Source organism: Curtobacterium luteum (assembly GCF_014646995.1).
In the GTDB taxonomy this organism is placed as follows: domain Bacteria; phylum Actinomycetota; class Actinomycetes; order Actinomycetales; family Microbacteriaceae; genus Curtobacterium; species Curtobacterium luteum.
In genome coordinates this window covers 103,779-124,485 of record NZ_BMOI01000002.1, presented here as the reverse complement: position 1 = coordinate 124,485, position 20,707 = coordinate 103,779, and the positions used below count along the sequence as shown (strand labels likewise).

The window sequence follows — 20,707 nt, the reverse complement described above, 5'->3', positions numbered from 1 at the left end:
AACTCGTGACGGACGCGCCGACGGCGCGCGCCCTCCTCGACGCCCTCGCCTGACCGGCGCCCTCGCCTGACCGGCGCGCTCGCCTGACCGGCGCGCTCGCCTGACCGGCGCGCTCGTCCGGCGACTGGTGCCGGGTGCTGACCGGCCGATCGACGCGGCCGTCGCCGGTGACGCGACTCGTGCCTCCAGGCCGGGAGGCGCGACCCGCCTACCGCGCGCGCCGCACGTCCCAGAGGTGGTGCACCGGGTCGTGCGCGTAGTACGTCGCGAGCGTCGCGACCGTGAACACGCTGCCGTCGGACCGGAGGCCCGTCCGGCCGAGGTCCGCGTCGGCGACCGCCGCGAACGCCCGAGCGGCGCGCTGCCCGGCGTCGACCAGCTCGCGCCCGACCACCGCCGGGTCCTGCCCGGCGTAGTCGTCCTCCACCGCGGTGGCGTCCTGGTCCCAGTTCGCGAAGGTCGGCTCGTCGTGCTCGAGCATCAGCGCGAGCCGCTCCGTCATCTTCCGGTGCACGTCGCGGACGTGCGCGGCGTACTCGAGCGGGGACCACGTGTGGTCGTCGGGACGCACGCGGACGTCGTCGCGCTCGAGGACCGCCGGCCACGCGGCGGTGTTCTCCTCGATGACCGCGGGGACGTCGCGCGCGGACACGGACCGTCCGTCGAAGCCGCACTCGGGGCACGTCGCCTCGATGACCCAGGTCCAGTTCTTCGTCTCGGGTTCGATCGCCATGGCCGAACGGTACCGGTCGGCGTTCAGGTTCCGCGATCCCGCATGCCCGCGCGGAAGCGGCACCACCCCCGTCCGGGGGGCACGCCGTTGCCTGTGAATGCCCACACAGTGACATGTCGGTCGGTCGGTATCGTCGTCGGCTGTCCGACCGGCCGATCGGTCCGACCAGAACCACATCGGCCGATCCGTCCCCCAGAGAGGAACCGATGGGATCCGACCCCAGCAGTACCCAGCAGCGACGTCGCCTCCGCGTGAGCGACGTCACCGTCGTCGACAAGAGCATGATGCGCCGAGCGGTCGGCGGCATGGTCGTCGGCAACACGATGGAGTGGTACGACGTCGGGGTCTACGGGTACCTCGCCGTCACGATGGGGAAGGTGTTCCTTCCGACGGCCGAGCCGGCGGTGCAGGTCCTCTTCAGCCTCGGCGTGTTCGCGGCGACGTACATCGCGCGTCCGCTCGGCGGCATCGTGTTCGGACGGCTCGGGGACCGGCTCGGACGGCAGCGGGTGCTCGCCACGGCCCTGGTGCTGATGGCGTCGTCGACCTTCCTCATCGGCGTGCTGCCCGCCTACGCCACGATCGGTGCGCTCGCGCCGGTGGTGCTGGTCGTCCTCAAGCTCCTGCAGGGCTTCTCGACGGGCGGTGAGTACGCGGGTGCGACCACGTTCGTGACGGAGTACGCGCCCGACCGCCGTCGCGGGTTCTTCGCGAGCATCCTCGACTTCGGCAGCTACATGGGCTTCGCGCTCGGCGCCGCGGTGGTCACGGCGCTGCAGCTCACGCTCGGCGATGCCACCATGACCGCGTGGGGATGGCGGGTGCCGTTCCTGCTCGCGGGCCTCATCGGCGTCGTCGCGATCTACTTCCGACTCCGGATCGAGGAGTCGCCGGTCTTCCAGGCGACCCAGGCGACCCAGGCCGCGCAGGAGGCCTCCGCGGAAGCACGCGCCGAGGCCACCGGCCAGCGCCCGACCAGTGTCGTCGCGATGGTCCGCGAGCACTGGCGTCCGATCCTCATCGCCGTGATGCTCGTCGCAGCGTCGAACACCGTCGGGTACGCCCTGACCTCGTACATGCCGACCTACCTCACCGACTCGCTCGGCTACTCCGCGCTCGACGGCACGCTGCTGACCATCCCCGTGCTGGTGCTCCTCGCGGTGGTGCTGCCGCTCACCGGTCGGCTGTCGGACCGCCTCGGTCGCCGGGTCGTGATGTGGATCGGCGCCGCGACGACCGTGGTGCTCGTCGTGCCGGCGTTCCTGCTCATCGCGCACGGGGCGCAGTGGTCGACGCTGCTCGGGCTCGGCCTGCTCGCCCTGATGACGGCGCTCTGGGTGTCGAACCAGGCCGCGTCGCTCCCGGCGCTGTTCCCGACCTCGACCCGCTACGGGGCGATGGGGTTCGCGTACAACATCGCGATCGCCGTGTTCGGTGGGACGACCCCGCTCATCGTCCAGGCGCTGCTGACGTGGACGGGTGACGAGCTCGCGCCGGCGTACTTCCTCATGGCCATGAGCGCGCTCGGGGCCGTCGGGGTGTTCTGCATGCGGGAGTCGTCGCAGCGGCCGTTGCCCGGCTCGATGCCCGCGGTCGAGACGGAGGCCGAGGTCCGCGAGCTCGTGCTGACGCAGGACACGAACCCGAACCTCGACCTCGGGGACCTGCCGTTCGCCGCCGCCGACGCCGTCCGCGAGGCCCAGGGGACGCCGGAGCCGGCCGCCCGCTGACGCGTTCCGGTGCCGGCGTCTGGTGCGCGGGTCGGCGTCGGCCGCCGGCTGCCGCTGGGGAACGACGGCGCCGTCGTCGTACGACAACAGCGCCGTCGTCCGTTGCACGCGCGGACCGTTGCGGACGCGGCACGGCGACGAGGCCGTTGTCGGACGACGACGGCCGTGTCGTCCGACAGGGAGAGCCGAGCCGCACCCACCGCGGACCCGCTCAGCCGCGGACCCGCTCCGCCCGCGTACGCTCCGCCTCACTCACCCCGGCGCCCGTGCGACGGGTCCAACGCCGGCCACACCGGGAACGGATCGGCCCACGTGCGCCACACGTCCGGGCCGGCCAGCAGCTCCTCGGCCGTGAGGAGCGCCGAGTCGAGCGCCCGTTCGATCCCGTGCACGTCGAGCCGCTCGCCGACGAACCACAGCGCCTGCCCCACGGGTGCGTCCGCGTCCCACGACCGGTTCGCGGTGGGGTCGAGCGCGAGCATCGCCCCGAAGCTCGACCACGCGCCGACGTGGTCCGGCCGCGACGCCAGCCGGAAGAACCCCTTCGACCGCAGCACCCGCCCGTTCGCGCCCGCCGCGAGGTCGTGCTCGATGACGCGCGCGAGCCGTCCGGGGTGGAACGGCAGCGGTTCGCGGTAGCGCAGCGTCACGAGGTCGTCCCGGTCGCTGCGGGGTGGGACGTCGAGGTCGGCACCGCTCGAGAGCGCCCGCATCCACCCGGCGCCGCCCGCCAGGAGCCGCGCCGCGCCGCCGTTCGACGCGGGGAGGTCGAGGGGACCGCGCACCGATCGGCCGCTGACCACGAGCGCGTGGGGCGCCATCCGGTGCAGCAGTGCCACGAGCGCACGTCGGCGGCGACCGGACAGCGGCTCGATCCGGTCCAGCACGATGACGGTCGCGTACTCGACGAGGGCGCTGACCCGTTCGGCGGCGACGAACGCGTCGTCCACGTCGCTCCAGAGCAGGTGCGCCACGTCGTCCGCGCGGAGGACGCTCACGACGTGACGCAGGACGCGGTCGTCACCGGTCTCGGAGCGGGCGGCGTTCGCGAGCATCATGCCCACCGCGCGGACGTCGGTGCCGGCCGCGAGCGAGACCACCAGACCGTGGTCGACGTCGGGACCGCACGTGCGGTCGATCCGGTCCGCCCGTTCGGCGACGGCTCGGGCGACGGTGACGGCACTGCCGCGGACCCGCATCGCGTGGTCGCGTGACGGGCCGTTCCCGAGCAGCCGTTCCGCGAGACCGTGGGCGTCGGCGTCGTGCAGGGCGGAGACGAGGGTGATGGCGGCGGATCGCATGTGCGGTACTCTACATGAGAACCGTTATCAACTAGGAGGTCCACCATGCAGGTCCGCAACTCGCTCAAGGTGCTGAAGAAGCTCCCCGGGTCGCAGGTCGTCCGCCGTCGGGGCCGGGTCTACGTCATCAACAAGCAGAACCCGCGGTGGAACACCCGCCAGGGCTGACACCGACGCCCTTCCGTAGGGTGGCAGCATGCGACTGCTGCTCATCCGCCACGGCCAGACCCCCGCGAACGTGCACGGCATCCTCGACGCCGAGGTGCCCGGACCCGGCCTGACCGAGCTCGGGCAGCAGCAGGCCGAGGCGCTCCCCACCGCCCTCGCGGCGCGCGGCATCGAGCGGCTCTTCGTCTCTTCGATGGTCCGCACGCAGCTGACCGCGGCCCCACTCGCGGCCGCGCTCGGTCTCGAGCCCGTCGTGCTGCCCGGCCTCCGGGAGATCGAGGCCGGCGACACCCAGGGCAAGAGCGACAAGGTCTCGGTGCAGACGTACATCGCCACCGTGCACGGGTGGTCGCAGGGGGACCGCACGACGCGGATGCCCGGGGCCGAGAGCGGCACCGAGTTCTTCGAGCGGTACGACGACGCGGTCCGACAGATCGAGTCGACCGGGGTGTCGGTCGCGGCCGCGGTGAGCCACGGTGCCGCGATCCGGACGTGGGCGAGTGCGGCGGCGCAGAACACACCGGACGAGTTCGGGACGGAGCGGCACCTGGAGAACACCGGGATCGTCGAGCTGGAGGGCTCGTCCGAGGACGGCTGGCGGCTCGTCGACTGGGAGGGGGAGCCCGTCGGCGGCGAGGACCTCATCGACCGGACCGCGCAGGACCCGACGGGCGAGCGCTTCTGACGGCGGGTCGCGCGTCGCGACCCCGTGACGGACCGGAGGCCCGGTACCAGCTGGTACCGGGCCTCCAGTCCGTCGTCCGCTCGCGTCGGGACGCGACCTGCGCGGACTACGCGGGCTGCGCCGCCGTGTGCAGCGGCACGATCACACCGTGCGACTCGCGCAGGACGTCGAGCGTGCGCTGGACCTCGTCGGCCCGCTCCTCGGTCGTCCAGCCGAGCGCTCCCGCCATCACGTCGGCGAGCTCGTCGAGCAGGTCGATCGTCACGCCGCCGACGAACGCGAGGTTCGTACGACGCAGCACCACGTCGACCAGGTGCACGGCCTGCTCGTGCTCGGCGAAGTACGCGACCTCGGCACGGGTGAGCTTCGGGTCGGACTCGAGCGGCTCGACCGGGCCGTCGGTGAGGACGTCCACGACCTCGGCGGCACGGGTGCCGTAGCGCTCGAGCAGCCCCTCGACGAGATCGGCGTCGAGGCCGTCGCGGTGCGACTTGACCCACAGCGCACGCTGGGCGTCAGTGGCCGGGAAGTCCTTGCCGCCGCCGATCGGCATGCCGGTCGTGTCGACCTTGCGGGCGACCCCGAGCTTGGTCGTCGCCTCGGTGGAGAGGTGTGCGGCGAGGGCGCGGAAGGTGGTCCACTTGCCGCCGACGAGCGACAGCACCGTCGAGTCCGGCAGGCCGGCGATCGGGGTGTCGACGATCCGGTAGTCGCGGGACACGAAGCCGGGGGCGGTGTCCTCGTGGCGGGGGAGCGGACGGATGCCGGAGTAGCTGTAGACGATGTGGTCGCGCGTGACCTCGATCTGCGGGAACACGTGCTTCACGAGCCCGAAGAAGTAGTCGATCTCCTCCTCGGTCGTGGTCACCGGCTGCGACGGGTCGGCGTCGATGTCGGTCGTGCCGATGAGCACCCGGCCCTTGAGCGGGTAGATGAGCACGATGCGACCGTCGTTGTTCTCGAAGAACAGCTCGCGGCCCTTGGTCGCCTCGAGCAGCTCGTCGTTGTGCACGACGATGTGGGAGCCCTTCGTGCCGCCCATGAACTTCGTCTCGCCGCCGAACGCCTGGTTCGTCAGGTCGGTCCAGGGGCCGGAGGCGTTGATCACGACGTCGGCGGTGAAGACGAACTCCGAACCCGTCTCGCGGTCGCGGAGCACGACGCCACCGTCACGGGTGCCGGCGGCCTCGACGTAGTTGACGGCGCGGGCGGTGGACGCCGAGCCGGTGCCGGAGCCGGCGGCGAGGCCGTCCTTGAGCACGTCGAGCGCGAGGCGCTCCGGCTCGTGCACGGAGGCGTCGTAGTAGGTCCCCGTGTACTTGAGGTCCTTGTTGAGCGCCGGCATGTCCGCGAGCGCGGCCTTCTTCGTCAGGAAGCGGTGCTTCGGCACCGAGCCGCCGTCGCGCGAGAAGGAGTCGTAGATCGTCATGCCGATCTTGATGAGCGCCGCGCCGCGCTCCTTCGTCGAGCGCTGCTTGTGCGTGAGCATGCGGAGCGGGGCGTTCATGATGCCGGAGAACGTCGAGAAGATCGGCATGGTCGTCTGCAGCGGCTTGACGTAGTGCGGGGCGATCCGGATGAGGCCGTTGCGCTCCTGCACGCTCTCGCGGACGAGGCGGAACTCGCCGTTCTCGAGGTAGCGGATGCCGCCGTGGATCATGTGGCTCGACGCCGCCGAGGCGCCGCTCGCGTAGTCGCCGCGCTCGACGAGTGCGACGTCCACGCCCTGCAGGGCGAGGTCGCGGAAGGTGGCGATGCCGTTGATGCCACCACCGACGATGAGGACCTTGGCGTTCGGGCGCTCGGTGAGTGCCGACACCGTGTTCCGGGGCTGCGTCTTCTTCGACATGTGTCGCTTCCTTGCTCGATCGGTTGGTTCGATCTCGATCGTGCTCCTGGGTGAGAGGCCGGGCAACTCGCGTGCACGAACGTGCAGCACACCTGTCGGAGACCCTCCCGACCGGGCCGGGAGGCGCGACAGGGGTTGCAGAGGCCGTGCACGTCCGTGCATGGTTGCGATGGCAAGAGATCGGAGCACCATGAGCGATGCCGCCCAGCCCGTGCGCACCCAGCAGGCGCTGCGCGCCGCGCACCTGTACTACCTGCAGGACCTGACGATGGACGCCATCGCCGACGAGCTGGGGACCTCGCGGTCGTCGGTCTCCCGGCTGCTGAAGTACGCCCGTGACACCGGTCTCGTGGACATCCAGATCCGCTCGCCCCTCGACCAGGCGGCCGCGCTCAGCCGCTCGATCCGGTCGCGCTTCGGGGTGCACGCGCACGTCGTCCCGGTGCCGGACCACACGAGCGACGTCGACCGGCTCGAGCGGGTCGCGCTGTCGGCGGCCCGGATCCTCACGCAGTACATCGACTCGAACATGGTCATCGGGATCTCGTGGGGTTCCACGGTCAGCGCCGTCAGTCGGTACCTCGTGCCGAAGACCACGCACGGGTCGACGATCGTGCAGGTGAACGGTGCCGCGAACACCCGCACGACGGGCATCGTCTACGCGTCCGAGATCCTGCGGCGGTTCGGCGAGGCGTACGGCGCCTTCGTGCAGCAGTTCCCCGTGCCGGCGTTCTTCGACGACCCCGCGACGAAGGAGATGCTCTTCAAGGAGCGGTCGATCCGCCGCGTGCTCGACCTCCACGAGCGGATGGACCTCGTCGTGTTCGGGGTCGGTGCGCCGCAGGCCCCGGTCCCGTCACACGTCTACTCGGGCGGCTACCTCGACCCTGCCGACCAGCAGGAGCTCGTGCGCGCGAAGGTCGTGGGCGACGTCTCGACGGTGTTCTACCGCGCGGACGGTTCGTGGAAGGACATCGGCGTCAACGCCCGGGCCGGCGGACCGGACCTCGACACGATCAAGCGCGCGCCGCGCCGGGTGTGCGTGGTGGCCGGTCGGTCCAAGGCGGCGTCGCTCCGCGGGGCGCTGGCGGCGGGGCTCGTGACCGACCTCATCCTCGACGAGAGCATCGGGCAGGCCATCCTGCAGCCGTGACGGAGCCGCTCCGACCTGGGGATCGTCCGATCTGCGCGGAGCGATGTCGGTGGTACCCCGTACATTCCTGTTCATGGTGTCCCGCAACGAGACCGACCTGTCGTCGACAGCGTCCGGAGCCACCGGACCCACCCTCCCGACCGGGGTGCCGCCCCGTGCCTCCCGACGGGTCGTCGGTCAGGACCTCGACGAAGCCCTGACCTTCTTCGGCGACGGCTACGACCTCCGCGCCCCGCGGGTCCGTCGGGTACGCCCCACCACCCCGTGGACCTTCGGCGGCGTCGGCGACGGCCGTCTGTCCCTCGTGTCGTCCCGGTTCGGGGTCGACCTGCGGAGCGAGAGCCGTGTCGACGACGCCTTCCTCGTCGCGTGGATGAGCTCGGGCGCGAGCACGATCACGTACGGCGGCGACGAGGTCGAACTGCGCGCCGGCGTCCCGGTCGTGCTGCCGTTCGCGGACGTCTACCAGCTGCACCACCACGACATCGCGCTGAACCTCGTGCACCTCGACCGCGACCACGTCCGGGCCGTCGTCGGCGACGACGAGTTCGCGTTCGAGGCCCTCCGCCGACCGACGGCCGAGGGCCTCCGCACCTGGCAGGAAACGGTGCGCCTGCACTCGCCGCGCTGGCTGGACGTCTCGAACGACCTCGGCCCGCTCGAGCAACGCGACATCGCCGAGGCCTTCGTCCGTGCCGCGATCGCCGCGTTCCCGGAGCGGAGCCGCTGGCGCGCGGTGGTCACCGGTACGGGCCCCGAGCACGAACGGCTCCGGAAGGCGCTCGAGTTCGTGCACGACCACGCCCGCGAGCCGATCGGCACGCCCGAGATCGCGGCGACGGCCGGCCTCAGTCCGCGCGGACTCCAGCAGTCGCTGCGCCGGAACCTCGGTCAGACCCCCGGGGACGTCCTCCGCGCCGCCCGGCTCGACGGCGCCCGCACGGACCTGCTCCGCGGCGCTCCGGACGGCACGACGGTCGCGCAGGTCGCGCGGACGTGGGGCTTCGGTCACCTCGGACGGTTCTCGGCGTCGTACCGGGCGCGGTTCGGGGAGCTGCCCAGCGAGTCGCTCCGCACCGGCTGACGCGCAGCCGCTGCCGGACGGGATCCGCCGGTAGCGTGCTGGCATGGACATCGTCGTCGCCCTCCGATCCGCCCTCGACGACCCCGACGGGGTGGTCGTCCGGACCGACGTGCCGGTGCTCGACGCCGCCCGCACCGACCAGTCCGGCTGGGTGGCCGACGGCGCACCGGCCGCCGTGGTCGATGCGCGGACGGTCGCGCACGTGCAGGCGACCCTCCGCACGTGCTCGGCGCTGGGCGTCCCCGTCGTCCCGCGCGGCGCCGGGACCGGACTCGCCGGGGGTGCGAACGGCACCGACGGATCGGTCGTGCTGAGCGTCGCCCGCATGGACCGGATCCTCGAGGTCTCCGTGGCGGACGAACTCGCGGTCGTCGAACCCGGTGTCCTGAACGCCAAGCTGAACGAGACCGTGGCCCGGCACGGGCTCCGCTTCGCCCCGGACCCCGCGAGTGCCGCGATCTCGAGCATCGGCGGCAACATCGCCACGAACGCCGGCGGCCTGCGCTGCGTCAAGTACGGCGTCACCCGGGAGGCGGTGCTCGGCCTCGACGTCGTCCTCGCGGACGGGCGACTCGTCTCGACCGGGCATCGCACGGTGAAGGGCGTCACCGGCCTCGACCTGACGGCCCTGATGGTCGGTTCCGAGGGCACCCTCGGGGTCATCGTCGGCGCGACCGTCCGGCTCGTGCCCGTCCCGCCGGGGGAGCCGGCCACACTCGGCGCGGTGTTCCGGACCGTGCACCACGCGGCGGCGGCCGCGGCGGCCGTCGTCACCGCGGCGACCGAGGGTGCCCCGCGCCCGTCCACCGTGGAACTGCTCGACGAGGCGGCGCTCGCGGGCATCGCCGACCACCTCGGGCCCGCCGTCATGGCGGAGACAGTGGGGAGCGGCCAGGAGGGCGGGGTGTTCCTCCTCGTGGAGTACGACGGCCCGGGTGCGACGGAGGCCGCGCTGGGTGCCGCACCGCGCCTCCAGGCCGAGGGCGGCACCGTCCGCCTGGCGGGGTCGGCGGCGGAACGCGACCGCCTGCTCACGATCCGCCGGTCGTTCCACGCGGCGATGACGGCCCGGGGACGCGTGCTGATCGAGGACGTCGCCGTGCCGCGGAGCCGCCTCGCCGAGATGTTCGACCGGGTCGCGGCGATCAGTCGCGACCACGGCGTCGCGATCCCGACCGTGGCGCACGCGGGCGACGGCAACCTGCACCCGAACTTCGTGTTCGACGGCGACGTCGTGCCGCAGCGGGTGCGGGACGCGGCGGACGCACTGTTCCGGGCGGCGATCGAACTCGGCGGGACGCTCACGGGTGAGCACGGGGTCGGAGTGCTGAAGCGGCACCACCTCGGTGACGAGCTCGGCGACGACGTGCTCGGACTGCAGCGCGGCATCCGTCGGGTGTTCGACCCGCAGGGGATCCTGAATCCGGGCAAGGTGGACTGATTCCCGAATCTCGTCGAACGGAAGCGCTCTTCGTCGCGCAGATGTTCGGCCGAAACGAGTCCGTAACGAACTCCGGCGCATCGTGGTGTCGAACGAGCACCGCCCACGAAGGAGTCCGTGATGCTGATCGGCGTCCCCACCGAAGTCAAGAACAACGAGTACCGCGTCGCGGCCACCCCGGCGGGCGTCGCGGAGCTGACCCTGCACGGCCACGAGGTCCTCGTGCAAGCCGGAGCCGGAGTCGGCTCGGCATTCCCGGACGACGAGTACACCGCGGCGGGCGCGACCATCGTCGGCACCGCGGACGAGGTCTGGGCGCGCGCCGAGATGATCCTCAAGGTCAAGGAGCCCGTCGCGTCCGAGTACGCGTCGATCCGACCGGGGCAGGTCCTCTTCACGTACCTCCACCTCGCCGCCGACCGCCCGCTGACGACGGCGCTCATGGAGTCCGGTGCGACGGCCATCGCCTACGAGACCGTCCAGCTGCCGGACCGTTCGCTGCCGCTCCTGTCGCCGATGTCGGAGATCGCCGGCCGACTCTCCGCCCAGGTCGGCGCGTACCACCTCATGCGCACGAACGGCGGCCGCGGACTGCTGCTCGGCGGCGTGCCCGGGACCCCGAAGGGCCGTGTCGTCGTCATCGGTGGCGGTGTCGCGGGGGAGCACGCGGCGACGATGGCGCTCGGCCTCGGCGCCGAGGTCACCGTGTTCGACATCAGCCTGCCGCGCCTGCGTGCGCTCGACGCCCGGTTCGACGGGCGCATCACGACCCTGCGGTCCTCCTCGCACGCGATCGCCTCGGCCCTGGCGTCGGCCGACCTCGTGATCGGCTCGGTCCTCATCCCCGGGGCCTCGGCGCCGAAGCTCGTGACCGACGCCATGGTCGCGGACATGCAGCCGGGGTCGGTGCTCGTCGACATCGCGATCGACCAGGGCGGCTGCTTCGAGGGCTCGCGGCCGACGACGCACGACGACCCGACGTTCCGCGTGCACGACGCCGTGTACTACTGCGTGGCGAACATGCCCGGAGCGGTGCCGCGCACCTCGACCATCTCGCTCACGAACGCGACCCTGCCGTACGCGGTGGCGATCGCGAACCGCGGCTGGGAGCAGGCGCTCGCGGACGACCCGGCGCTCGCGCTCGGTCTGAACGTGCACGCGGGGCAGGTCACGAACGAGGCCGTCGCGGCCGCGCACGGTCTGACGGCCGCCGCGCGCTGACGCGGCGGGCGCTGCGCGCTGTCGGCGCGGCCTCGGCGGGGCCTCGGCGGGCCTCGGCGGGCCTCGGCGGGCCTCGGCGGGCCTCGGCGGGCCGAGTCTCGCGCTGGGCGACAAGGTTCGCGCTCCCGAGCGCGAGCGATGTCGCCCACGCCGAGTCTCGTGGCGGCGCGGCCGAGACTCGTGGCGCGTCGAACCGGCCGGGAGGCGCGGTGTGCGCCCGTCCCGCCGGCTCAGCACCGGCGGGCCGAGTCTCGCGCTGGGCGACATGGCTCGCGCTCCCGAGCGCGAGCGGTGTCGCCCACGCCGAGTTTCGTGGCGGCGCCGCCGAGTCTCGTGGGGGTGCCGCCGAGTCTCGTGGCCGCGCCGCCGAGTCTCGTGGCGCGTCGAACCGGCCGGGAGGCGCGGTCTGCGCCCGGCCCGCCGGCTCAGCACCGGCGGGCCGAGTCTCGCACTGGGCGATAAGGTTCGCGCTCCCGAGCGCGATCGGTGTCGCCCACGCCGAGTCTCGTGGCTGCGCCGCCGAGTCTCGTGGCCGCGCCGCCGAGTCTCGTGTCCGCGCGGCCGCGCGGCGCGGCGCGGCCGCGGCGGTCAGGCGGCCGCCAACGACCGCCGCCGCCCGGCCCAGCCCGCCCGGGTCCGGACGAGCACCGTCACGAGCACCACCACGACGACGGCCACCACCGCGGTCACCGCCGTCGGCACCGACACGAGCGGCCCGTCGAGCCGCCCGACCGCGACCCACGCCAGTCCCCAGCACAGCGCGGCCGTCGGCGCGAGCCGCCCCCGGTCCCAGACCGCGAGCAGCACCCCGACGAGCCCGGCCACCGCCGCCACGAGCACGCCCCAGACGTCCTGGCCGAGCCCGAAGCCCCGGAAGCCCGCCGCCGTCAGCACTGCCGCCGTGTTCGCTGCCGTCGCCACGCAGACCCACCCGAGGTAGAGGCCGAACGTGCCGTCCGTGACGATCGCCTCGACGACGCCGGAGGGCCGGGTGCGCCGCAGGACGACGAACGTCCAGACCAGCACGGCGAGGAGCGCCACGATGATCGGCTCGCTGGCCCAGAGGAAGCCGAACTGCACCGCCAGGATCCACGCCGCGTTGAGGAGCAGCGAGAGCGTCGCGGGGAGGGCGAGCCGCGCGTGCCGCTCGTCGTCCGCGGTCCGGAACAGCTGCCGCACCGCGTACACGATCAAGCCGAGGTAGATCACCGACCAGATGCCGAACGCCGGCCCGTCCGGCGCGATCGACGTCGACGAGGCCGACAGCGCCCCGCCCGAGGCGTTCTGGATGGGCGTGCCCCCGGCGGCACCGGACCCGATGAACGACCCGATCACCGCGACCACCGCGCTCACCACGACGACGATCCGCCAGGACCTGCCGCTCCTTGTTCCGGACATCTCCGCTCCCTTCGTCAGCATGCTGATGACCGGCACGCTACGCGCCGGGCCTGCGCGCGGTGCGTACGGTGGGGGACGTGAGCGTGGAGCTGAACACCGTGTACGTCGACAAGATCGCGCCGATCGCGTGCCCGTCGCTCCCGGACACCTTCCGGATGATCGAGGACCAGGGCGCCAGCGCGTGCATCGTGCTGCACCAGCCCGACGCCGAGGAACTCGGGGACGTCGCCGTGGCGCTCGGCCTGCACGAGCTCGCGGTCGAGGACTCCGCGGAGGGGCACCAGCGGCCGAAGCTCGAGCGGTACGGCACGACGCTCTTCGTCGTCCTGAAGCCCGCGGTCTACCACGACGCCACGGAGGAGGTCGAGTTCGGCGAGGTGCACGCCTTCGTCGGTGAGGACTTCTTCCTCGCCGTCGTCCCGGCCGACCCCCGCGGCCCGCAGGCCGTCCCGCGTGCCCTGCAGCGGATGAGCGGCAAGCCGGGCCTCGTCACCGCGGGGCCGCAGGCGCAGCTCTGGGCGCTCATGGACTCGATCGTCGACGGCTACCTCCCGGTGATCGACGGGCTCGAGGAGGACATCAACCAGATCGAGGACCAGCTCTTCGCCGGCGTCGCCGGGGTCTCCCGCCGCATCTACGAGCTCTTCGGCGAGGTCGTCGCGTTCCAGCGGGCCGCCCGGCCCCTCGTGTACATGATCGAGAACCTGCACCGCGGTGCCGAGAAGTACCACCTGCCCGTCGAGATGCAGCGGCGCTTCCGGGACGTCCTCGACCACGCCATCCGGACGGTCGAGCGCCTCGACACCTTCCGTCAGCTGCTGCAGAACGCGCTGACGGTCGACTCGACGCTCGCGGCCCAGAAGCAGAACGACGACACGAAGCGGATCTCGGGGTGGGCGGCGATCCTCTTCGCTCCGACCCTCATCGCGGCGATCTACGGGATGAACTTCACGCACATGCCGGAGCTGCAGTGGACCTGGGGCTACCCGCTGTCGATCCTCGCGATGATCCTGTTCGCGGCGGTCCTCTTCGTGGTCTTCAAGGTCAAACGCTGGTTCTGACGGCACCGGACGCACGTGGCGACGGCCTGGAGGCCCGTGGCGGCGCCGCCACGGGCCTCCAGGCCGTCTGCTGGTCGCGCGTCGCGCGCGCGTGTCGCCCTCGGGCGTGTGCCAAGGTCGTTGCATGACCGACGTCGTCCACCTCACCGCCGAGGGTGTCTCCCTCGTCCTCGACTGTTCTCCGGGAGCGCTCCCAGCCGTCGTCCACTGGGGCGCCGCCCTGGGGGACCCGACCGCGGAGGACCTGTCCGCCCTGGCCGCGGCGGACGTCTCGGTCGTCGCGCCGAACGAGGCCGACGTGCCGGTCCGACTCGCGGTCCTGCCGGAGCCCCACCGTGGCTGGGCCGGCCGACCGGGCATCGCCGGGCACCGCGACGGCCGCGACTGGGCGCCCGCGTTCACGGTGTCCTCGCTCGACGTGACCCCGTCGTCGGTGGTCGCCCACGGGGCCGACGAGACCGCCGGCCTCGCGGTCGTCCTGGAGATCGAGCTGACCTCGTCCGGCCTGGTCCGCACCCGCGCCGAGGTGACGAACACCGGGGAGGGTGCGTACACCCTCGACGACGTGCACCTCGCGCTGCCGGTCCCGGACCGCGCCCGCGAGGTGCTCGACCTCGCCGGCCGCTGGGGCGGCGAGCGGACCCCGCAGCGGAGCGTGCTGCACGTCGGGACCCACGAGCGCGACAACCGCCGCGGCCGCACCGGCCCGGACGCCGCCACCGTGCTGTCGGTCGGCGAGCCCGGGTTCGGGTTCGGCCACGGCGAGGTCTGGGGCGTGCACACCGGCTGGAGCGGCAACCACCGGCACCTCGCCGAGCGGCTGTCGACCGGACGCCAGGTCGTCGGCGGCGGGGAACTCCTGCTCCCGGGCGAGGTCCAGCTGGCGACGGGGGAGTCGTACCGGACGCCGTGGGTGTGGTTCGCGTACGGGGACGGCCTCGACGACCAGGCCCGCCGCTTCCACCGCTGGCTCCGCCGCCGTCCGCAGCACCCGTCGACCCCGCGGCCGATGACGATCAACGTCTGGGAGGCCGTCTACTTCGACCACGACCTCGCCCGGCTCACCGACCTCGCCGAACGCGCCGCGGCCCTCGGCGTGGAGCGGTACGTCCTCGACGACGGGTGGTTCCGGAACCGGCGGGACGACCACGCGGGCCTCGGCGACTGGTACGTCGACGAGGGGGTCTGGCCGGACGGCCTCGGGCCGATCGTCGACCGCGTCCGGGGCCTCGGCATGCAGTTCGGGCTCTGGTTCGAGCCGGAGATGGTGAACGAGGACAGCGACCTCGCACGTGCGCACCCGGAGTGGATCATGCAGGCCGACGGTCGGCTCCCGGTCCGCTCGCGCGACCAGCAGGTGCTCGACCTCGCCATCCCGGAGGCGTTCGCGTACGTCCTGGAGCGCATGACCGCGATCATCGGCGAGTACGAGGTCGACTACGTCAAGTGGGACCACAACCGGGACCTCGTGGACGCCGGCTTCCCCGGTGGTGGTGCGGCGGTGCACGAGCAGACGCTCGCGACGTACCGGCTGATGGCCACCCTCAAGGACCGGTTCCCGGCGCTCGAGATCGAGTCGTGCTCGTCCGGCGGCGCCCGCGTCGACCTCGGGGTGATCGAGCACACCGACCGCGTGTGGGTATCCGACTGCATCGACCCGTCCGAGCGGCAGCGCATGCACCGGTGGACGCAGCAGCTGCTGCCGCCGGAGCTGCTCGGAGCCCACATCGCGAGCGGCACGAACCACACGACCGGCCGCTACCACGACCTCGCGTTCCGGGCCGGCACCGCGGTCGTCGGCCACCTCGGGATCGAGTGGGACCTCGCTCGTGCCACCGAGGGGGAACTGCGCGACCTCGCCGCGTGGACCGCCCTGTACAAGGAGCTGCGGCCACTGCTGCACGGTGGCGACCTCGTCCGCGTCGACGAGGTCGAGCCGACGCGCCTGGTGTACGGCACCGTGTCCCCGGACAAGCGCAGCGCCGTGTTCTTCCTCGCGAGCACCGGCTGGGCGGACGTGTCGAACACCGGTCGGGTCCGCTTCCGCGACCTCGACCCGGACACGCGCTACCGGGTCGAGCCGGTCGTCGTCGGCGAGCTGCACGGGCTGAAGGCGCCGTCGTGGTGGGACGGGCAGCGCGAGTTCAGCGGCCGCGTGCTGACGACCGTGGGGGTGCAGCCGCCACACCTGCCGGCCGACGCCGTGGTGCCGTTCCGCGTCACGGCGGTCTGACGCGCGACCGGTGCTCGGTAGGCTCGACGCCATGCCGCGCACCGGTCCCGCCACGCCCACCGGTCATGCCGTCGCCCCCGGCCGGGCCGCCCCCACCGGCCACCTGACCTCCGCACGCGCGATCCGCATCGCCGTCGTCACCGCCCTCGTCGGCGTGGCGGGCGGCGTCGCCGGGACCGCGGTGTGGCTCGCGCTGCAGCTCATCCAGTTCGTCGCGTTCGGGTTCCCCTACGGCGGCCACCTCGAGGCGGCCGACGCCGAGTCCGGGTGGGCGCGGTTCCTGGCGGTCGCCGCGGCGGGCGTGCTCACCGCCGTCGCGTGGTGGGCGCTCCGGCGGTGGGCGAAGCGGACGGTGGCGGTGACCGCGGCGGTCGCCGGCAAGCGGATGCCCGCGGTCTCGACCGTGGCGAACGCCGGCGTGCAGATCCTGGCGGTCGGCCTCGGCGGCTCGATCGGCAAGGAGGTCGCGCCGCGCGAGATCGGGGCCTGGCTCGCCCAGGTCGTCACCGTGCGCGCCGGGCTCTCGCCCCGCGAGACGCGCATCCTCGTCGCGTGCGGCGCGGCGGCCGGTCTCGCAGCGGTGTACGACGTGCCGCTCGGGGGTGCCCTGTTCGCCGTCGAGGTCCTGCTCGGGGAGCTCACGTTCGCCACGGCGGTGCCGGCGTTCGCCACGAGTGCGATCGCCGCGTTCACCGCTCGGCTCGTGATCCCCGACGAGGTGCTCTACCACGTGCCGTCGATGCCGATGTCCGAGTCGCTGCTCGTCTGGTCGGTGATCGTCGGGCCGGTGCTCGGCTTCGCCGGGGTCGGCTTCGTCAAGCTCACGAACCGGCTGCAGGCCATCGCGCCGAAGGGCTGGCACCTCCTCGTCGTGCTCCCCGTGGCGTTCGCGCTCGTGGGGCTCGTCGCGGTGTGGTTCCCCGAGGTCCTCGGCAACGGCCGGGCGCTCGGCGTGGTGGCGATGAACGCCTCCCTCGACGACGCCGCCGTGGTCGGACTCGCGCCGATCCTGCTCCTGCTGGTACTCGGGATCGCGAAGACCGCGACCACCGCCGTCACGATCGGCGCCGGCGCGGTCGGCGGCACGCTCACGCCGTCCATCGCGATCGGGTCGGCCGTCGGCGGCGGACTCGGTGGGCTCTGGCTCCTGCTCTGGCCGGTCGACTCGTCGTCCCTCGCCGCCTTCGCGTTCGTCGGTGCCGCGGCGTTCCTCGCGACGACGATGCGCGCCCCCTTCACCGCCCTCGTGCTCGTGCTCGAGTTCACCCAGCAGGGCACGGACATCCTCGTCCCCGCGCTGCTCGCCATCGCCGGGTCCGTCGCCGTGTCGTACGTGCTCGCCCGTCGTCGCAGCGCCCAGATGGCCTGACCGATCCCGGGGGCGCGGACACCGGACCGCCTCCGGGCCTACCATCGGCGGCACGCGGGGCAGACCGGTCCCGCCCGAGGGAGGAGCCGTTCATGGCCGGGTTCGACGACATCACCAAGAAGGCACAGCAGTTCCTGCAGGACGGCAAGGTGCAGGACGCCCTGAAGAGCGAGCAGGCCGAGAACGTCAGCGACAAGGTGCTCGACGGCGTGGCCGACGCGGTCAAGAAGGCCACCGGGGGCAAGTTCGACGACAAGATCGACGGCGCCCGGGACAACGTGGACAAGCACATCGGCAACGAGTAGCGGCGTCCACGGGGGTCCGACTGGACGCCGACGGGAACAACGACCACGATTGACGGGTTGTCCGTGACCGGCGACACCAGGAGGACCGACCCGTGACGATCGTGGGACCGAGCACACCGCTCACCGAGGACGAGGTGGCCTGCATCCGCGCGGACTTCCCGATCCTGCAGCAGGAGGTGAACGGCCGGCCGCTCGCGTACCTCGACTCCGGCGCGACCGCCGAACGACCGGTGCAGGTGCTCGACGCCGAACGCCGGTTCCTCGAGCACGACAACGCTGCGGTCCACCGCGGGGCCCACACGCTCGCCGCGCTGAGCACGGACGCCTACGAGGACGCTCGGGCCACGGTCGCCGGCTTCATCGGGGCCGCCAGCCCGCGGGAGGTCGTCTGGACGAGCAACGCGACCGACGCCCTCAACCTCGTGGCGTACGGGTTCGCGAACGCCAGCCGCGGCCGTGGTGGTGCCGCCGCCGGCCGCTTCCGGCTCGCGCCAGGGGACGAGATCGTCGTGACGGAGGCCGAACACCACGCGAACCTCGTGCCGTGGCAGGAGGTCGCGGCCACCACCGGGGCGACGCTCCGCTGGGTGCCCGTCGCCGACGACGGCACCTGGACCGCCGCCGACGCGGCCGCCGTCATCACCGACCGCACGAAGGTCGTCGCGTTCGCGCACGTCTCGAACGTCACGGGCATGGTCGCCCCGGTCGCCGAGGTCGTGGCGCTCGCCCACGCGAAGGGCGCCCTCGTCGTCCTGGACGCCTGCCAGTCGGCCCCGCACCGGCCAGTCGACGTCGGAGCGCTCGGCGTGGACTTCGCCGCGTTCTCGGGGCACAAGATGCTCGGGCCGAACGGCATCGGTGTCCTGTGGGGCCGAGCCGACCTGCTCGACGCGCTCCCGCCGTTCCGGACCGGTGGGTCGATGATCACCACCGTGATGATGGAGTCGAGCGAGTACATGCCCGCGCCCGAACGCTTCGAGGCGGGCACGCAGCCGGTCTCGCAGGCCGTCGCGCTCGCCGAGGCCGTGCGGTACCTGCAGCGGCTCGGGATGGAGCAGGTCCGCGCGCACGAGGAGCACCTCGCACAGCGGATGCTCGACGGGCTCGCCGACGTCCCGGGCGTCCGCGTCGTCGGGCCACCGGCCGGCGTGCCCCGGTCGGGTCTCGTCGCGTTCGACGTCGACGGGGTGCACGCCCACGACGTGGCGCAGTACCTCGACGCCGAGGGCATCGCGGTCCGCTCGGGCCACCACTGCGCGCAGCCGCTGCACCGGCGTCTCGGGCTCGTCGCGTCGACCCGGGCGAGCACGTACGTCTACACGACGGAGTCCGACGTCGACCGCTTCGTGCGGGCGGTCGGGGAGATCCGCGGGTACTTCGGGGCCGAAGGGGACGAGGGGGCCGGTGCCCGGTGAACGCCCTCGACTCCCTCTACCAGCAGGTCATCCTCGACCACGCGAAGGCCCGGCACGGCGACGGTCCGCTCGACCACGCCGACGCCGAGCACTTCGAGCGGAACCCGACGTGCGGCGACGAGATCACCGTGCGGGTCAGGCTCGAGCCGGGCACCGACCGGATCGCCGAGATCGCCTGGCAGGGCGACGGCTGCTCCATCTCGATGGCGTCCGCCTCCGTGCTGACCGACATGGCGACCGGCCGCACCGTCCCCGAGCTGCTCGCCCTCACCGAGACGTTCCGCGAGATGATGCGCTCCCGCGGGGCGGGCGAGCCCGACGAGGACGTCCTCGAGGACCTCGTGGCGTTCCACGGCGTCTCGAGGTTCGTCATGCGGGTGAAGTGCGGCATGCTCGCGTGGGTCGCCGCCGAGGCAGCGGTCCGCGAAGCCGCCGCCTGACCCGACCGGTCAGCGACCGCGCCGCGAGGCCGACCACGTCTCGCGCGGCAGCTCGCCGAACTCCGCGCGGTAGCTGCTCGCGAAGCGACCGAGGTGGCCGAACCCGACGGCGCGAGCGACGTCCCCGACGCTCGCCGCCTCGCCCGACTCGAGCTGCTCCCGGGCGAGCAGCAGGCGGATGCGACGGAGGTACGTCGTCGGTGTGACGCCGTGGTGTCGCCGGAACGCCTCCTGCAGGCCCCGGATGCTCAGTCCGGCGGCCTCGGCCACGTCCTCCACCGAGATCGGCTCCGTCGCGTGCTCGAGCAGGAAGCCCTCGGCGCGGGCGAAGCGGGCCGCGGCGGCGGTCGGGGGCGGTCCGTGCTCGCCGATCGGCCAGTGCGGGATCGCGGTCAGCAGCCCACCGGCGGCGAACCGGGTGAGCTCGCGCTCCCGGGACTCGGGCACGACGGTCGGCCCGCGGAGCACCTCGGCGGCGACGGCGCGCACCATCAGCCAGAACGCCGCCAGTTCCGGCCCCTCCGGGATGTGGTGCGGTTGGAACTCGAGCGGACCGGGACGCCACGCGCCGCGCTCCGCCGCGACCTCCTCGACGGTGCGGCGGTCGATGCGGATGAGGTCGAGCTCGTAGCCCGTCCACCGCACGTGCTGCGGGTCGTGCCGGAAGAGCGACGGCCGTCCGGTGGGGACGTCGTGGTCGTCGTCCACCGAGCCGCTGCCGGACTTCAACCAGAACAGGACCATCGCGGTGTCCGCGACGACCTCGCCGCGCACGTCGCCCGTCGAGGCGGACGACCAGAGCGAGAGCAGGTCCGTGCCACGGCGGCGCACGTCGAACGTGAACTCCTCGGCACCCGTGTCGACGTCCGCCCGTCGCAGGTCGGGCAGCCCGAGCAGCTGCTCGGCCGCCTGCGTCGGGTCGCGGGTCGTCGCGGACCACCGGGTGCGCTGCATGGACTGGGACACCCTTGCATCCTGCCGTGGATGGCGTCGTCGCGCTCAGGAAGCGCGCCGTGCGCGGACCGGCGCCCCGCGCCCGTGGCGAGCGCAGTCCGACCGCAGGCCGCACAGCGGACCGCGCCCCGGGCCTCCCGGCCGGACGTCACACGACGCAACGCGCG

Annotated in this window: 18 protein-coding genes; 13 read left to right on the top strand and 5 right to left on the bottom strand. The window is 72.9% G+C overall.

All coding sequences use genetic code 11. From position 1 onward, the window contains the following. Nucleotides 1-208: 208 nt before the first annotated feature. Complete coding sequence (locus IEY20_RS03985) at nt 209-733, bottom strand: DinB family protein (protein WP_175328178.1); 525 nt, start codon at nt 731-733, stop codon at nt 209-211. A gap of 206 nt (nt 734-939) precedes the next feature. On the opposite strand from IEY20_RS03985, the gene IEY20_RS03980 reads away from it, so the two are divergent. Beyond that, a complete protein-coding gene (locus tag IEY20_RS03980; protein ID WP_175328179.1) occupies nt 940-2,463 on the top strand; it encodes an MFS transporter in 1,524 nt (507 codons plus the stop codon). A 248-nt stretch (nt 2,464-2,711) separates the two neighbouring features. Here the strand turns inward: IEY20_RS03980 and IEY20_RS03975 are convergent, their stop codons facing one another. Next, nucleotides 2,712-3,764 (bottom strand): GTP-binding protein, encoded by a 1,053-nt coding sequence (locus tag IEY20_RS03975; RefSeq protein ID WP_175328180.1) that lies wholly within the window; start codon nt 3,762-3,764, stop codon nt 2,712-2,714. 45 nt (nt 3,765-3,809) lie between these two features. Here IEY20_RS03975 and ykgO point away from each other — a divergent pair, with 45 nt between their 5' ends. Both ykgO and IEY20_RS03965 read left to right on the top strand, forming a co-directional pair. After that, entirely contained in the window at nt 3,810-3,932 is a 123-nt protein-coding gene (gene ykgO, locus IEY20_RS03970; protein ID WP_175328181.1) for a type B 50S ribosomal protein L36, read from the top strand. 28 nt (nt 3,933-3,960) lie between these two features. Further along, entirely contained in the window at nt 3,961-4,617 is a 657-nt protein-coding gene (locus tag IEY20_RS03965) for a histidine phosphatase family protein (protein WP_175328182.1), read from the top strand. Between the two features lie 106 nt (nt 4,618-4,723). Here the strand turns inward: IEY20_RS03965 and IEY20_RS03960 are convergent, their stop codons facing one another. Next, nucleotides 4,724-6,466 (bottom strand): glycerol-3-phosphate dehydrogenase/oxidase, encoded by a 1,743-nt coding sequence (locus tag IEY20_RS03960; RefSeq protein ID WP_175328183.1) that lies wholly within the window; start codon nt 6,464-6,466, stop codon nt 4,724-4,726. A gap of 190 nt (nt 6,467-6,656) precedes the next feature. Here IEY20_RS03960 and IEY20_RS03955 point away from each other — a divergent pair, with 190 nt between their 5' ends. The 4 genes from IEY20_RS03955 to ald all read left to right on the top strand — a co-directional run bounded on the left by IEY20_RS03955 (nt 6,657) and on the right by ald (nt 11,365). Next, complete coding sequence (locus IEY20_RS03955) at nt 6,657-7,619, top strand: sugar-binding transcriptional regulator (protein WP_175328184.1); 963 nt, start codon at nt 6,657-6,659, stop codon at nt 7,617-7,619. A 73-nt stretch (nt 7,620-7,692) separates the two neighbouring features. Next, a complete protein-coding gene (locus IEY20_RS03950) occupies nt 7,693-8,703 on the top strand; it encodes an AraC family transcriptional regulator (RefSeq protein ID WP_175328185.1) in 1,011 nt (336 codons plus the stop codon). Between the two features lie 43 nt (nt 8,704-8,746). After that, nucleotides 8,747-10,144 carry an FAD-binding oxidoreductase gene (locus IEY20_RS03945; protein ID WP_188888923.1) on the top strand — a complete coding sequence of 466 codons (1,398 nt, stop codon included), beginning with the start codon at nt 8,747-8,749 and terminating at the stop codon, nt 10,142-10,144. 120 nt (nt 10,145-10,264) lie between these two features. After that, the gene (gene ald / locus IEY20_RS03940; RefSeq protein WP_175328187.1) at nt 10,265-11,365 is read left to right on the top strand and encodes an alanine dehydrogenase; all 1,101 of its coding nucleotides are present in this window, start codon (nt 10,265-10,267) and stop codon (nt 11,363-11,365) included. 588 nt (nt 11,366-11,953) lie between these two features. Here the strand turns inward: ald and IEY20_RS03935 are convergent. After that, a complete protein-coding gene (locus tag IEY20_RS03935; protein WP_229727856.1) occupies nt 11,954-12,784 on the bottom strand; it encodes a TspO-related membrane protein in 831 nt (276 codons plus the stop codon). A gap of 56 nt (nt 12,785-12,840) precedes the next feature. Between IEY20_RS03935 and IEY20_RS03930 the strand changes: the two genes are divergently transcribed. From IEY20_RS03930 to sufU, 6 genes are all read left to right on the top strand, one after another. Then, nucleotides 12,841-13,824 carry a magnesium and cobalt transport protein CorA gene (locus IEY20_RS03930; protein WP_175329544.1) on the top strand — a complete coding sequence of 328 codons (984 nt, stop codon included), beginning with the start codon at nt 12,841-12,843 and terminating at the stop codon, nt 13,822-13,824. A 124-nt stretch (nt 13,825-13,948) separates the two neighbouring features. After that, entirely contained in the window at nt 13,949-16,057 is a 2,109-nt protein-coding gene (locus tag IEY20_RS03925) for an alpha-galactosidase (RefSeq protein ID WP_175329543.1), read from the top strand. Nucleotides 16,058-16,088: 31 nt separating this feature from the next. After that, entirely contained in the window at nt 16,089-17,426 is a 1,338-nt protein-coding gene (locus IEY20_RS03920; protein ID WP_175329542.1) for a chloride channel protein, read from the top strand. 92 nt (nt 17,427-17,518) lie between these two features. After that, nucleotides 17,519-17,731 carry an antitoxin gene (locus IEY20_RS03915; RefSeq protein ID WP_022904554.1) on the top strand — a complete coding sequence of 71 codons (213 nt, stop codon included), beginning with the start codon at nt 17,519-17,521 and terminating at the stop codon, nt 17,729-17,731. Nucleotides 17,732-17,832: 101 nt separating this feature from the next. Beyond that, nucleotides 17,833-19,146 carry an aminotransferase class V-fold PLP-dependent enzyme gene (locus IEY20_RS03910; protein ID WP_175329562.1) on the top strand — a complete coding sequence of 438 codons (1,314 nt, stop codon included), beginning with the start codon at nt 17,833-17,835 and terminating at the stop codon, nt 19,144-19,146. Next, nucleotides 19,143-19,586, top strand: coding sequence for a Fe-S cluster assembly sulfur transfer protein SufU (gene sufU / locus IEY20_RS03905; RefSeq protein WP_175329541.1), 444 nt, complete (start codon nt 19,143-19,145; stop codon nt 19,584-19,586). Before IEY20_RS03910 ends, sufU begins: the two co-directional genes overlap by 4 nt. Before the next feature lie 9 nt (nt 19,587-19,595). On the opposite strand, the gene IEY20_RS03900 is transcribed toward sufU, so the two are convergent. After that, on the bottom strand, nt 19,596-20,552 hold the full coding sequence (locus tag IEY20_RS03900) for a helix-turn-helix transcriptional regulator (protein ID WP_175329540.1): 957 nt from the start codon (nt 20,550-20,552) through the stop codon (nt 19,596-19,598). Between the last annotated feature and the right edge of the window lie 155 nt (nt 20,553-20,707).

Excerpts from the sequence above, each read along its gene's own strand:
- IEY20_RS03985 (WP_175328178.1), bottom strand. The coding sequence starts at position 733 with ATGGCGATCGAACCCGAGACGAAGAACTGGACCTGGGTCATCGAGGCG.
- IEY20_RS03980 (WP_175328179.1), top strand. The coding sequence starts at position 940 with ATGGGATCCGACCCCAGCAGTACCCAGCAGCGACGTCGCCTCCGCGTG.
- IEY20_RS03975 (WP_175328180.1), bottom strand. The coding sequence starts at position 3,764 with ATGCGATCCGCCGCCATCACCCTCGTCTCCGCCCTGCACGACGCCGAC.
- ykgO (WP_175328181.1), top strand. The coding sequence starts at position 3,810 with ATGCAGGTCCGCAACTCGCTCAAGGTGCTGAAGAAGCTCCCCGGGTCG.
- IEY20_RS03965 (WP_175328182.1), top strand. The coding sequence starts at position 3,961 with ATGCGACTGCTGCTCATCCGCCACGGCCAGACCCCCGCGAACGTGCAC.
- IEY20_RS03960 (WP_175328183.1), bottom strand. The coding sequence starts at position 6,466 with ATGTCGAAGAAGACGCAGCCCCGGAACACGGTGTCGGCACTCACCGAG.
- IEY20_RS03955 (WP_175328184.1), top strand. The coding sequence starts at position 6,657 with ATGAGCGATGCCGCCCAGCCCGTGCGCACCCAGCAGGCGCTGCGCGCC.
- IEY20_RS03950 (WP_175328185.1), top strand. The coding sequence starts at position 7,693 with ATGGTGTCCCGCAACGAGACCGACCTGTCGTCGACAGCGTCCGGAGCC.
- IEY20_RS03945 (WP_188888923.1), top strand. The coding sequence starts at position 8,747 with ATGGACATCGTCGTCGCCCTCCGATCCGCCCTCGACGACCCCGACGGG.
- ald (WP_175328187.1), top strand. The coding sequence starts at position 10,265 with ATGCTGATCGGCGTCCCCACCGAAGTCAAGAACAACGAGTACCGCGTC.
- IEY20_RS03935 (WP_229727856.1), bottom strand. The coding sequence starts at position 12,784 with ATGCTGACGAAGGGAGCGGAGATGTCCGGAACAAGGAGCGGCAGGTCC.
- IEY20_RS03925 (WP_175329543.1), top strand. The coding sequence starts at position 13,949 with ATGACCGACGTCGTCCACCTCACCGCCGAGGGTGTCTCCCTCGTCCTC.
- IEY20_RS03920 (WP_175329542.1), top strand. The coding sequence starts at position 16,089 with ATGCCGCGCACCGGTCCCGCCACGCCCACCGGTCATGCCGTCGCCCCC.
- IEY20_RS03915 (WP_022904554.1), top strand. The coding sequence starts at position 17,519 with ATGGCCGGGTTCGACGACATCACCAAGAAGGCACAGCAGTTCCTGCAG.